This is a genomic window from Bombella mellum, assembly GCF_014048465.1.
Lineage (GTDB): Bacteria > Pseudomonadota > Alphaproteobacteria > Acetobacterales > Acetobacteraceae > Bombella > Bombella mellum.
Genome location: NZ_PDLY01000005.1, coordinates 26,079 through 38,236, shown reverse-complemented (window position 1 = coordinate 38,236; position 12,158 = coordinate 26,079). Strand labels below are relative to the sequence as shown.

The window sequence follows — 12,158 nt, the reverse complement described above, 5'->3', positions numbered from 1 at the left end:
ATCATGAAATGCCTGCCTGCGTTCCTCTGTGCCCTGCCTCTCCTCTGTGCAGTGGCGCAGGCCGCTCCTGCCGCCATGCAGGACGGAAACACCGTCACCCCGGCTGCCGACGGAGAAAGCCTGGCCGTGGACATCCTCCACCGCATCGGCCTCGTCTCCCGGCGGGACAACCATTTCACGGAGACACGTCAGCTCCATGCCCTCAAGGCCCCGCTGCACAGCGAAGGGCAGCTCCGTTTCATTCCGCCTGACCATGTGGAAAAGCTCACCCTCAGCCCTGTCCGGGACAGCTTCATCATGCAGGGCGACACGGCCCGGCTCCAGCATGGACAGAACGCCGCCCGGACCATCTCCCTGAACGTCAGTCCCGCCCTCCAGATCATGGCGGCCACGATCAGGGGGCCGCTACAGGGCGACGTGGCCCTGCTCCAGCATTATTACAGCCTGTCCGCCGAAGGGGACATCGGCCACTGGAGCCTGACCCTGACACCCCGCACGCAGGAAACGGCCCGCATCATCCGGACGGTCCGTCTGGAAGGGCGCAACAACACGCTGGACAGTACCCATCTCGTCCAGGCCAACGGCGACGTGACCGACACCTTCATCACGTCCCCATGAAACGCCACCTCCCCCTCCTGCTCACCCTGTTCTGCGCCATCATGGCGGCGGCCGGGACCTTTGCGACCATTCCCCTCCGCATGGGGATGGAAGCCTTCCTGCCCCGCCCGCATGACGAGGCCTCCCGGTTCCTGCTGGATGAGCTGAACCACGGAGCCACCCAGTCCATCATGATCGCCTCCGTCAGGAGTGACAGGACGGACACGCTGGTCCAGACCGGCCACAGGTTCCATCAGGCCCTGGCCGCCACAGGCCTGTTCAGCCTCATCCTGGATGGCCCGGCCTCCCTCTCATGGCAGAAGGACCAGCCCGTCTTTTTCGCCCATCGTTACGGGCTGGCACCCCATGACCGGACACGCCTGTTCTCGCCCGCCACGCTGAAGACCGACACTGACCGGCTCTACGATCTTCTCCAGTCCATGGCCGCCCCGCTTGTGGAAGAGATCGGGCTGAAAGACCCGACCGGGGCCTATGCCGACTATCTGGCCAGCCTTGAAAGAAGCAGCCCGCCCACGAGCCTGGACGGCCTCTGGCTGACAGCGGACCATCACGCCACCCTCATGCTGCTTCAGCTCCGGCATCCCAGCCTCGACCCCGCCCGGCTGAAACAGCTTCATCAGGCCATCCAGCAGGCTTTTGACAGCAGCAGACCCCATGATGACACGACCTGCCAGCTGCTCCTGACAGGCTCCCCGGCCTTCTCCTTCTCGGCGGCCCAGTCCCTCCGCCACGACATGGACCTTCTGGCCCTGCTGTCACTCGTCCTCGTGACTGGCATCCTGTACTGGCGGTTCCGGTCCCTGTGGGTTCTGGCCGTCATGGCCGTGCCATTCCTGTTCTCCCTCTCCCTCTCCATGCTGGTGGTCCAGCTGTGCTTCGGCTGGGTGCATGGCATTGCCGTCGGGTTCGGCATGACCATGCTGGGTGTCTCGCTGGATTATCCCGTCCTTCTGCTGGGGCACCGGGACAGGGGAGAAACGATCCCCGTCGTGCTGGGCCGCATCGGCAGCAGCCTCAAGCTGGCCACCCTCACGGCCATTGTCGGCCTGCTGAGCATGATCTTCTGCGGCCTGCCCGGACTGATGGAGCTGGGCCTGTTCTCCGCCACCGGCATCCTCGCCGCCTCGTGCATCACCCTCTGGCTGCTGCCCCGTCTGGTCACGCAGGCCGATCTGGCCGCCCACCAGCAGGGCGTTTCCCCCGCCCTGCTGCGGTGGGAGAACCTCCGCCGTTACCGGGTCTGCACTCTTCTGATCCTGCCACCCGCCCTGGCCCTTCTGCTCCTGTCTCCTTTCCGGATCGAGAGACAGGGTGAAATCCTCAATCCCGTCCCCACCGCCCTGCTGGCCACGGACCGTCAGCTGCACCAGCAGCTCGGCACGCCACAGCCAAGCCTGATGGCCGTCATCCACGCTCCGGACAGCCAGACGGTCCTGCAACGGGAAGAGACCCTGCTGGCTTCCCTGCCCGACAGCAGGGACATGGACTATGCCGCCCAGCTTCTGCCCAGCAGGCTCCTCCAGCAGCAGCGGCTGGACAGCCTCCCCTCGGCCAAGACCCTGAAAGCCGCCCTCCAGGCCGCCCTGCGGGAATCGCCCTTCCAGCCGGACGCCTTCGCCGGACTGCCTGATGACGTGGAACAGGCCAAACATCTTCCGCCCCTCGGGCTGGGTGACATTGCCGGTACGGTTCTCGCCCATCGTCTCGACCTCCTGCTCATGCCCCGGAGTGACAGCTGGTACGGCCTCATCCTGCCCCGCACGCCACAGGCCGCCACCGCCCTGACCCGGCTCCATGAGGAAAGGCCGCAGGACCTCCTGCTCGTCAACATGAAGACAGCCGTGGGCGACCTGCTTCACCCCTATGTCCGGAAAGCCGCCTTCTGGCTGGCGGCCGGGATCACGCTCGCCCTGCTGGTCCTGCTCATCTGCCAGAAGGACCCTGCCCGCACCGGACGCATCGCCCTCACGCTGTGCCTGACCGGGCTGGGCACGCTGGCCGTCCTGCGCCTGCATGGTCCCGTCTTCTCCATCATCCACATCGTCGCCCTGGCCTTCGTCCTGGGGATCGGCATGGATTACGCCCTCTTCTTCAGCCGTCCCCAGCTTGATGCTGCCGAACGCACCAGAACGCTGCGCACGCTGCTGACCTGCAACCTCATGACCATCCTCTCCTTTGCCATTCTGGCAGGCTGCCAGACTCCCCTCCTGCGGGAACTTGGCCTCACCATTTCCTCCGGAGCACTCTTCGCCATGCTGTTCAGCTTCCTGCTGATGGGAACCGTCCCAGCCTCCTCCCGGCAGGGAGACCCCGCATGACCGGCCTGATCATCACGGCCGGCACGGCCATCAGTGCGATGGGACGTGGCGTGGAGGCCACCCGGACCTGCCTGATGGAGAAACGGTACACCCTGCAACCCGACACGTTCCAGCCACAGGGGCATGGCCATGTCGGGCGGGTCGCCGGGGTGGAAAATCACAGGCTTCCATCAGCCCTGCAAAATTTCGACTGCCGCAACAACCGGCTCGCAGACATGGCCCTGATGACGGACGGCTTCATGGAGGCCGTGGCCGAGGCCTGCGCCCACTATGGCCGTCACCGCATCGCCGTCATCATGGGCACCAGCACGTCCGGCATCCTGACGACCGAAGAGGCCTATACGGCCCGCCGCTCCCGAGACGAGGCCCTCCCGGTCGGCTTCCCCTATGCCGACACGCAGGACCTCTCCTCCCTGCCACGCTATGTTGCGGCACGGCTGGGTGTCACAGGCCCCGCCCTGGCCATCTCCAACGCCTGCGCCTCATCCACGCGGGCCTTCATGGACGCCACGCACCTGATCACGTCCGGTCTCTGCGATGCCGCCATCGTCGGTGGAGCGGACAGCCTGTGCCGCATGACCCTTCAGGGCTTCGCCTCTCTCGGGCTGATCTCTCCCAACCCGACCCGACCCTGCGATGCCCGCCGCAGCGGCATTTCCATCGGGGAGGCCGCAGGTCTCACCCTGCTGGAACGGGACGGAGCCCGGCCACGCCCGCCACGGCCTGCGGGTTATGGCCTGCGTCTTCTCGGTTATGGTGCCAGCAGTGACGGCCATCACATGTCCTCGCCCGACCCCACGGGCAGGGGAGCGGCCCTGGCCATGCAGAAGGCTCTGGATCGGGCAGGGCTGCCGCCGGACGCCATCGGGTACATCAACATGCACGGCACCGGCACGCTGGCCAATGACAGGATGGAAGACCGGGCCATCTCCTCCCTCTTCGGCCGGAACGTGGCCTGCTCCTCCACGAAGGGCTGGTCCGGCCACACGCTGGGAGCCTCCGGCATTCTGGAAACGATGATCTGTGCCATCGCCCTCCAGCACCAGTATCTGCCCCACTGCATGAACAGTGAAACACTTGATCCCACCTTTGAGAGTGATATTCTCCTTGAACCCCGCCATGACAGGCTTGACCATGTCATGAACAATTCTTTTGGCTTTGGCGGGACGAACAGCAGTCTCATCTTCGGGCCATTGACATGATCATTTCCATAAAGGGTATCGGCTGCTGGGGGGACGGCCTGCATGGCTGGACGGAAACGGCGGCCATCCTGCGGGGCGATGCCACCCACAGTCCCGACAGCCTGAAACTGCCTCCTCCGGCAAGCCTTCCCGCCAACGAACGCCGCCGGGCCAGCCAGATCATCCGGCTGGCCGTTCTCTGTGCCGAGGAAGCCTGCCAGCAGGGCGGCTTTCAGGCTGTCAACCTGCCTGCCGTCTTCGCCAGCTCCAACGGCGACGGCTTCATCATGAACCGTATCCTGGACTCCCTCTCCACCCCGGATGGGGCCGTCTCCCCTTCGCTCTTTCACAATTCCGTCCACAATGCCCCGGCCGGTTACTGGATGATCGGCCATAAGAGCCACCAGCCCGCCGTCTCGCTGGGGCTGCATGATGAGACGCTAGCAGCCTCCCTCCTGAAAGCCGCAGCCGAGGCCCATGTGGAGGCCAGCCCCGTCCTCTTCTGCCTCTATGACGCCCCCATGCCCGGGTCTCTCGGCAGTGCCCGGCACACCGAACATTCATTCGGCTGCGCCTTCATCCTGACACCGGGCCATGAATCCGGCATCCGGCTGGCCCTTTCCCTGAAAGAAGGGCCATGCGAGACTGATCTTCCCCCATCCCTGCCCGAAGGTGTGACCGGCATCGCCCGTCACAACCCCGCCGGGCAGGTCCTGCCGCTGCTCCAGGCCATCGCCCGGAGGCAGGACCGCTCCTTCTCCCTCCCGTACGGGGCCAACCACGTGACGATCGACCTGACCCATGCTCACCCGTGACGCCATTCTCCGCCACATCCCTCATCAGGGAAACAGCTGCCTGCTGGATGCCGCAACGGAATGGAACGACACGCAGCTTGAAGCCCTGACCCGCCGCCACAACGACCCGGACAATCCCTACCGGGTAGACGGCCAGCTTCCCCCCGTCACAGGTGTGGAGATGGCCATGCAGGCTGCCGCCCTGCATGGTGCCCTGACCGCCCATGAGGCACGGCAGGGCTGGCTGACCAGCGTGCGTGATGTCCGGATTCACTGTGACCGGCTGGACAATACGGACTGGGACACCATCACCATCACCGTCACCCAGAAACATCAGGCCCATAGCGGCATGATATATGACTTCACCCTGTCCGCCCCCTCCGGCACTCTGCTGCTGGACGGGACGGGCACCGTCATGCTTCCAACGGACTAGACCCATCATGACCCAGTCTCCTACCCCCTGCGATGTCCTGATCATTGGCGGCGGCCCTGCTGGCAGCACGGCCGCCACCGTACTGGCACGGCGTGGCCTGAACGTCGTCATGCTGGAAAAGGAACAGCATCCCCGCTTCCACATTGGCGAGTCGCTTCTGGCCTGCAACCTGCCCATTCTGGAAAAACTGGGTGTGCTGGACGAGGTCGCTGCCATGGGCGTCTACAAGCCCGGGGCCGAATTCGTGACGGATACGGGTGAAGGGCGTCTCTCCTTCCCCTTCCGCTACGCCATCGACCGGCAGGCCGACCACGCCTATCAGGTCCGCCGGTCCGAGTTCGACGAGCTGCTCTTCCGCAATGCGGCTAGGGCGGGTGCAACAACCTTCGAGAAGACCCGTGTCATGAAGGTGACCTTCCCGACACCGGAGGCTCCCCTTGTCGAGGCCAAGACGGACGGTGAACGGGTCCGACTCTTCTCACCCCGTTTCATCCTTGACGCCTCCGGCCGGGACACGCTGATGCTCCGCCAGCACGGGAAGAAATACAGCGACCTCCGCAACAACAAGGCGGCAATCTTCAGCCATTTCCGGAACGTGCCCCGTGCCGAAGGTGAGGGCATGGAGGGCTACATTTCCGTCCATCTCGTCAAGGGGGGATGGTTCTGGATGATTCCCCTGCCCGATGACGTCATGAGCGTAGGCTTCGTGGGGGACCATGACAGCTTCAGGAAGCATGGCGGTTCGCTGGACAATCTCTTCTGGAAGACCGTGCAGTCCAGCCCCAGCGTGCGGGAGCGCATGAGCAGGGCCGAGGCCCTGGCCCCGCTCACCACGACGGGCAACTACTCCTATAAGGGAGACAGGGCCTGGGGTGAGCGTTATTTCATCATCGGTGACGCCTTCGGCTTTCTGGACCCCGTTTTCTCATCAGGCATCATGCTGGCCATGAAAGGTGCCCTCCGTGGAGCTGACGTGGCCTGTGCCTGGCTGGCAGACCCGGCCAAAGGCCGCAAGGCGGCCCGCAGGGCGGAACGCCAGACAAGGCGGGAAATGAAACTGATCGGCTGGCTCGTCTATCGCATCAATGATCCACTGCTGCGCTACTTCTTCATGAGGCCCAGGAACAGCCCCCTCCGGATGAGGGACGCCATCATCGCCCTTCTGGCAGGCAATTTCTCCCCTTCCTGGCGGATCATGCTTCCCTTCCGGGCCTTCACGGCCATCTTTGCCCTGACCAGACGCTTCGGCCGCTACAGGACTGGAGCTGTCTGACGGGACCATTCCCGACAGGCCTTCAGCCTGCCTCCAGCCAGTCTGCCGCCACACGCTGCACGTTCTGGCTCAGCCGGTTCAGTGCCGAGCCATACAGCCTCGGCACGGACCAGAACAGTGGTACGGAGGGTCGCTCACCCGGGCTGAGTTCCACCAGCTCTCCACGCTTCAGATGGTGCTCGACCAGTGGCAGGGGATGCAAAGCCCAGCCCAGACCGTACAGGCAAAGATCAAGAAATGCCCTGGACGAACGTATCCAGCAGGCCGGTGCACCCAGCGTGACGCCATGTACCGCCTCTGCCCATCGGGCCTGAAACAGGTCACTCCGGTCAAACCTCAGATAGGGAGCTTTCCGCAGGGCGTCAGCCGTCACACCCTGCGGAAAATGACGGGCCATCAGGGACGGGCTGGCACAGGCCACATAGACCATGCTCCCCAGAGACACCGTCCGACACCACGGCACGGGATTTGATGACGCCGTCACGGCAGCCATGACATCGCCGGACCGCAGACGCTCCGCCGTGCACTGTTCATCATCAATGGAAATGTCCAGCGTGATCTCCGGCTCCTGTCGGGAGAAGGCCATCATGGCATGAGAAAACCATGTCGTGATGCTGTCCGCATTGACGGCAATCTTCACCGTTGCCGGGAGGGACGCCTCCTTGCCCTGCCAGGCCAGACGTGTTGCCAGATCACTCTCCAGAACCCTTACGCAGTCAAAATGACGGCACAGAACCGTCCCCAGTTCCGTCAGCCGGCATGGCTGGCCACGGATGACCAGCACGCTTCCCAGACGTTCCTCGAACCCGCGCACACGCTGGGACACGGCCGAGGGCGTCAGCCCCAGCACGGCAGCCGCCCTCTCGAAACTGCCTTCCCGCACGACGGCACTGATGGCGGCCAGAGCTGCATAGTCGAACATGATGAAGTTTTCCTTCATTCAGTGAAGTTGAATAAGCTTTCCTGCATACAGGGCACCTGCCATAGACGGACCATGCATACAATCATTGCCCCCATCATCACCGGTTTCTGCCTTGGTGCCTCCGCCATCATTGCCATTGGCGCACAGAATCTCTTCATCCTGCGTCAGGGGCTGAAACAGGAACATATCCTGCCCATCATCCTGCTCTGTGCATGTGTGGATGCCATCCTCATCATGGCCTCGGTTCTGGGTGTCGGCCGGACTGTCGGAACCCTCCCCTATGTCACGGACATCCTGACCTATGCCGGAGCGGCCTTTCTCATCTGGCAGGGCATTTCGGCCCTACGCCACATGATGAGCAGCACCACCATCATACTGGATGAACAGCCCAGACAGAGCCTGCGCAAGGTCATGACCATGACCTGCGGCTTCACCCTGCTGAATCCACATCTCTATCTGGACACGGTCCTGCTCATGGGGTCGGTCAGCCTATCCCAGCCCGAAGCAGGCCGTCCCTATTTCGGGCTTGGGGCCGTGCTGGCCAGCTTCGTCTGGTTTCCCCTTCTTGGCTATGGAGCACGGGTTCTGAAGCCCGTTTTCAGCAGCCCCCTTGCCTGGCGTGTTCTGGACGGACTGACTGCCGCCATCATGCTGACCCTTGCCGGAACGCTATTATACCACGCCGCCGGACCAGGCTGAGGACTGACATGAAAAAAGGGGCCGCCATCTGGCGACCCCTTTTCCCTGATCTCCGCTCTTTCCACCCATTCGGGCTGGGAAGACAGAATTTCTCAGAACTTGACCTTGACGGACCCTGTGGCTCCACTGTCGATGGAGTGCTGACCATACTGGCCCGTATAGGACAGGTCGAGGTCAACACGGTCATTGACCTTGCCGGAAACACCAGCCTTGACCACGGCCGCATCACGAGACAGCAGCACGCCATTGATGTTCATGTCACTGCCGCCATCAATGAAACGCTCCGTCCGGCTGGAACCGAGGCTGCCATAAGCCCGACGGTAAGCCATCATGGCATGGGCACGCAGCCACATCTCGCCAAGCTGGAAGCTGCGGGCAAAGCGGAACCCGAAGGTCGTGAACCCTACGCTGCGATCCTTGGACTGACCATAAAGGGCGGCCACACCATGCTCCTGGAAGCGGCCCGCATACTGGTTGACATAGGAACCTTCAAGGAACGGCTCGAACTGGAGCTTACCGAAGTCAAACCGGTAGCTCAGCTCCGTGAAGGCACGGGCCGTACCGTCACGATAGTTGCTGGTCTGACGGCCACCAAAATCGCTCACCTGAACATGACGGCGCATGTTCATCAGGTTCCATGTGTAGAACGCACCGAGACGCAGGTTGAACCGACCCCAGTGAGACCCGGCATAACTGCCGACGCTGATGTTGTTACTGTTGCCAGAGGAGTTGCTGGACCCGTTGTTGTTGAACATGGAATGCCCGTAGGCGATCATGCCACCCACGCGCCAGCGGTCACCCACCGGTGCATCCGCACCGGCAACGAATCCGGCCGTCTGATGATGCAGCAGGGTGGCGTTTCCACCGCCACCATTGTGACCCAGGCTGCCATAAGCCTGACTCCACACAATGGCGTGGTCGCTGTAGCACTGCGATTCCTTGCGGCGGGTATACAGGTCGTAATGGCCATGTGAGGAAAACGTGTCATCGCCACCGCTGCATCCGGCATCAGCCAGACGGTCCAGAACGGCCTGCTCAAGCAGGTAGCTGTCCTGGATCATGGCCGTCCGAGCGGACGCATGAATGTCACCAGACAGGTTGGTCATGGCACGACGGGCCTCACCCGCCGTGGTGATGCCACTCATGGCACGGACCGCCGCATTGCTGTCCGGCAGGCCATCCAGCGCACGTCCGACCTCACGCTCGTTGCCAGTACCGGCCACGCTGCTGAACGTCGTGGAGCTGCGGGAATAGATCACGTCCACGGCCTGATTCTCGAACACCAGATACGGTGCCAGGAACAGCGTGTCCGGCAGATTGCCCGTCAGGGCGTTGTCATGGTTGGCACTGACCGTACCTGTCGTCGTCAGGATACGGTAACCGTCACCGATATAGACACGCCCATCATCATTCTTCACGACATTGATGGTCGCACTGTTCAGCTGGGCATCACCATTCACATGGATCAGACCGCTGTTGAGCTGACGGTAGGAACCGCTCAGGGTGCGGCCCGTCGTGTCGATCACGCCACCGCTACGGTCATAGGCCGTTGCATTGTTCAGGTTGATGTAGGAGTTCGACGCAACCGGCTTGGAGTCCGTTCCGACGGACAGCACGGACTGGTTGCCGGAGCTGCCATTCATCGTCAGGGCGGTACCCTGATGACCAGCCGCACCGATGTTCAGCGTACCGGTGGACTGGTTCCAGTTGGCTTCAACCGTGCTGCCACCCTCAACCGTCGTGTCAGCGGCGGCACCATCGTCGGTCGTGTTACCCGTCAGGCGTGCGCCATCCTCAACCGTGATGCCGGAAGAAGAGGAGTTGTTGCTGCTGGAAGCCTCACCATAACCGGAAGCCAGGGCCAGTGTCGTATTCTCGCCGGAAACGACAGTCTCACCCTCATAGCTGTTGTCATGATTGGCAAGATACAACGTACCGCCGCCGGTAGCTGCCAGCCCGCCAGTCCCCGTCACCTTGCCCATGAGGTAGGTGTTCTGCTGGTTCGTATCGAACGTCCCGTGGCGGACAGCCTCGCCGGAAGGCTGGCCATCTGCCAGATAGAGATTCGAGTTCACATGCAGGTCGCTGCCCTGACGGTTCTGGATGACACCATTGCCATACAGGACAACGCCGCCATTGTTGGTCGGGACACTCTTGTCCACCTGCGTCGCATCGCTGGTGATACCATTGGCACCGTTGGTGTCACCCACGATGAGCGTGCCGGTACCGGCGTTCGTGGTGGACTGGTCCTCACCACCGACCTTCAGCTGACCGTCGCTCTTGATGTTGACGGTACCGGCATCATTGATGACACCGCCAGACGTTACGCCAGCAGAATAAAGCGGTACGGACCCCGTGCCCGTACCAACCGTCAGGCCACCCTGACCGACATTGAGCTGACCACCGGCCTGGGAAGTACCGTTGGAGGCGGAGCCGACATTGAGGGAGCTGTTGGAGGCCAGATGACCGTCAGTGTCCTCACCGCCAACGGACACGCCGTAAGCCGTCACCTCACCGCCCTGACGGACATCAAGATGACCCGTACCCTGGTTACCGACCGTCAGGTTACCCGTACTGCCGGTTCCCGTCAGGTCCAGCTTGGACTGGCTGTCGCTGCTGTCTGAAGAACCACCAACAACCACCGTACCCGTGGAACCAGCCTGATTACCGACGACAAGATTGCCATTGGTGGTGAACGTACCGCCATTCTGGACGGTCATGTTCCCCTGGCCCTGACCGGCAATGACCGTCGTGGAGGTGCTGTTCTGACCATTGTTGACGGTCAGGGAGGAGCCGGAACCATCAACGGTCACGCTGCCCTGGGACCCGGAATTGACGCCCACGGTCGTGTCGCTGCCCACGACGACCTTGCCGCCCTGGTCAACATCAAGGGAGCCCTGACCGCTCACGCCGATGCCCATGCCACCGGCGTCAATGGTCATGCCGCTGCCGGACCCCGTGACGGTGACGGCACCGTTGCCTTCCTTGTAGTTGCCGACCACGAGATTCTGTGCACCAGCCTGACCGCCATTCTGGACGATCAGACGGTTTTCCAGGTTCGTCGGGCTGGCACCATAGGTCGTGTCACCATTGCCGACCACGAGCTGACCATAAGGCTGAAGCGGCTGGCCGCTGCTGTCCGTCTGGCCGCGAAGGAGAAGAATGCCATTCTTGTCCACCACCATCGTGGCAGAGTCATTGGCAGCAAGACCAATTTCCGTCTCACCACCGGAAATGATGCCCCCAACCTTGTCACCATTGCCTGTCAGGGTGAGGGTGGAGTTGCCACGCATGAGCGTGTACCCGTTATAGACGTTCTGGCCGGTGAAAGTCAGGTTGTTGGCCTGGGTCTGCTGCGTGTCGTTCACGGTCTCGCCCGTGTTGACATCCACGCCACCGGCCGTCTCCAGGGAAGCCGTGCTGTCGGTATTGCCACGGATATTGCCCGTGAAGACCTGATTCGTATCGGTACCGTCACCTTTGATACGGATCACGTCACTCCCGACATTGACGGCATCCTGATCCGGCAGTGTCGTCACTTCCTTGAAGGTGACATCCTTGTCGATCAGGGCGTCAGCAGCACGGGCAGAGGTGAAAACATGCCCGAAGGGAGTGACCTCCACACAGAACAATGCCGCCGTGAACAAGAGTTTATTACGCATGTTTACTCCCCATGCCATGCTTAACCGCTCCCCTTTCCTGCCTTCGCTGCCATCACAAGGAAAAAGCCCGGAGGGTACACGTCTCAAGAAATAAAGCCTTCTCGCCCGGGGCATAACAGAAGATTAACGAATATACAACTAGGTCACGAACAGTTAAGTGCCCTTAAAGATAAGGGGAACGCTTTTTTCACATTAACAGTCAAAAAAAGTTTATTTACAGAGTATTAACAGTAAAGAATCCCTGTTCCTCTGCCGATT

At 62.2% G+C, this 12,158-nt stretch carries 9 protein-coding genes; 7 read left to right on the top strand and 2 right to left on the bottom strand.

Translation table 11 applies throughout. The annotated features are described in order from the left end of the window. Positions 1-3 precede the first annotated feature (3 nt). The 6 genes from CPA56_RS08085 to CPA56_RS08060 are packed head-to-tail and all read left to right on the top strand — an operon-like array spanning position 4 to position 6,617. On the top strand, positions 4-618 hold the full coding sequence (locus tag CPA56_RS08085; protein ID WP_182041513.1) for a LolA-related protein: 615 nt from the start codon (positions 4-6) through the stop codon (positions 616-618). Then, positions 615-2,936: an MMPL family transporter gene (locus CPA56_RS08080; protein WP_182041512.1), complete on the top strand. Its 2,322-nt coding sequence runs from the start codon at positions 615-617 to the stop codon at positions 2,934-2,936. The genes CPA56_RS08085 and CPA56_RS08080 overlap by 4 nt, the downstream gene beginning before the upstream one ends. Further along, a complete protein-coding gene (locus CPA56_RS08075; RefSeq protein WP_182041511.1) occupies positions 2,933-4,138 on the top strand; it encodes a beta-ketoacyl-[acyl-carrier-protein] synthase family protein in 1,206 nt (401 codons plus the stop codon). The genes CPA56_RS08080 and CPA56_RS08075 overlap by 4 nt, the downstream gene beginning before the upstream one ends. Next, on the top strand, positions 4,135-4,932 hold the full coding sequence (locus tag CPA56_RS08070) for a beta-ketoacyl synthase chain length factor (protein ID WP_182041510.1): 798 nt from the start codon (positions 4,135-4,137) through the stop codon (positions 4,930-4,932). Before CPA56_RS08075 ends, CPA56_RS08070 begins: the two co-directional genes overlap by 4 nt. Then, positions 4,919-5,344 (top strand): phosphotransferase, encoded by a 426-nt coding sequence (locus CPA56_RS08065; protein ID WP_182041509.1) that lies wholly within the window; start codon positions 4,919-4,921, stop codon positions 5,342-5,344. Before CPA56_RS08070 ends, CPA56_RS08065 begins: the two co-directional genes overlap by 14 nt. A gap of 7 nt (positions 5,345-5,351) precedes the next feature. After that, entirely contained in the window at positions 5,352-6,617 is a 1,266-nt protein-coding gene (locus tag CPA56_RS08060) for an NAD(P)/FAD-dependent oxidoreductase (RefSeq protein WP_182041508.1), read from the top strand. A 22-nt stretch (positions 6,618-6,639) separates the two neighbouring features. On the opposite strand, the gene CPA56_RS08055 is transcribed toward CPA56_RS08060, so the two are convergent. Then, positions 6,640-7,539, bottom strand: coding sequence for a LysR family transcriptional regulator ArgP (locus CPA56_RS08055; RefSeq protein ID WP_182041507.1), 900 nt, complete (start codon positions 7,537-7,539; stop codon positions 6,640-6,642). A gap of 72 nt (positions 7,540-7,611) precedes the next feature. Here CPA56_RS08055 and CPA56_RS08050 point away from each other — a divergent pair, with 72 nt between their 5' ends. After that, positions 7,612-8,238, top strand: a complete 627-nt coding sequence (locus CPA56_RS08050) for a LysE/ArgO family amino acid transporter (protein WP_182041506.1) — start codon at positions 7,612-7,614, stop codon at positions 8,236-8,238. A gap of 92 nt (positions 8,239-8,330) precedes the next feature. Here CPA56_RS08050 and CPA56_RS08045 read toward each other — a convergent pair whose 3' ends face one another. Then, positions 8,331-11,900, bottom strand: coding sequence for an autotransporter domain-containing protein (locus CPA56_RS08045; RefSeq protein WP_182041505.1), 3,570 nt, complete (start codon positions 11,898-11,900; stop codon positions 8,331-8,333). Positions 11,901-12,158 lie beyond the last annotated feature (258 nt).

What these genes read in the sequence shown, in the direction of transcription:
- CPA56_RS08085 (WP_182041513.1), top strand. Translation starts at nt 4, where the DNA reads ATGAAATGCCTGCCTGCGTTCCTCTGTGCCCTGCCTCTCCTCTGTGCA.
- CPA56_RS08080 (WP_182041512.1), top strand. Translation starts at nt 615, where the DNA reads ATGAAACGCCACCTCCCCCTCCTGCTCACCCTGTTCTGCGCCATCATG.
- CPA56_RS08075 (WP_182041511.1), top strand. Translation starts at nt 2,933, where the DNA reads ATGACCGGCCTGATCATCACGGCCGGCACGGCCATCAGTGCGATGGGA.
- CPA56_RS08070 (WP_182041510.1), top strand. Translation starts at nt 4,135, where the DNA reads ATGATCATTTCCATAAAGGGTATCGGCTGCTGGGGGGACGGCCTGCAT.
- CPA56_RS08065 (WP_182041509.1), top strand. Translation starts at nt 4,919, where the DNA reads ATGCTCACCCGTGACGCCATTCTCCGCCACATCCCTCATCAGGGAAAC.
- CPA56_RS08060 (WP_182041508.1), top strand. Translation starts at nt 5,352, where the DNA reads ATGACCCAGTCTCCTACCCCCTGCGATGTCCTGATCATTGGCGGCGGC.
- CPA56_RS08055 (WP_182041507.1), bottom strand. Translation starts at nt 7,539, where the DNA reads ATGTTCGACTATGCAGCTCTGGCCGCCATCAGTGCCGTCGTGCGGGAA.
- CPA56_RS08050 (WP_182041506.1), top strand. Translation starts at nt 7,612, where the DNA reads ATGCATACAATCATTGCCCCCATCATCACCGGTTTCTGCCTTGGTGCC.
- CPA56_RS08045 (WP_182041505.1), bottom strand. Translation starts at nt 11,900, where the DNA reads ATGCGTAATAAACTCTTGTTCACGGCGGCATTGTTCTGTGTGGAGGTC.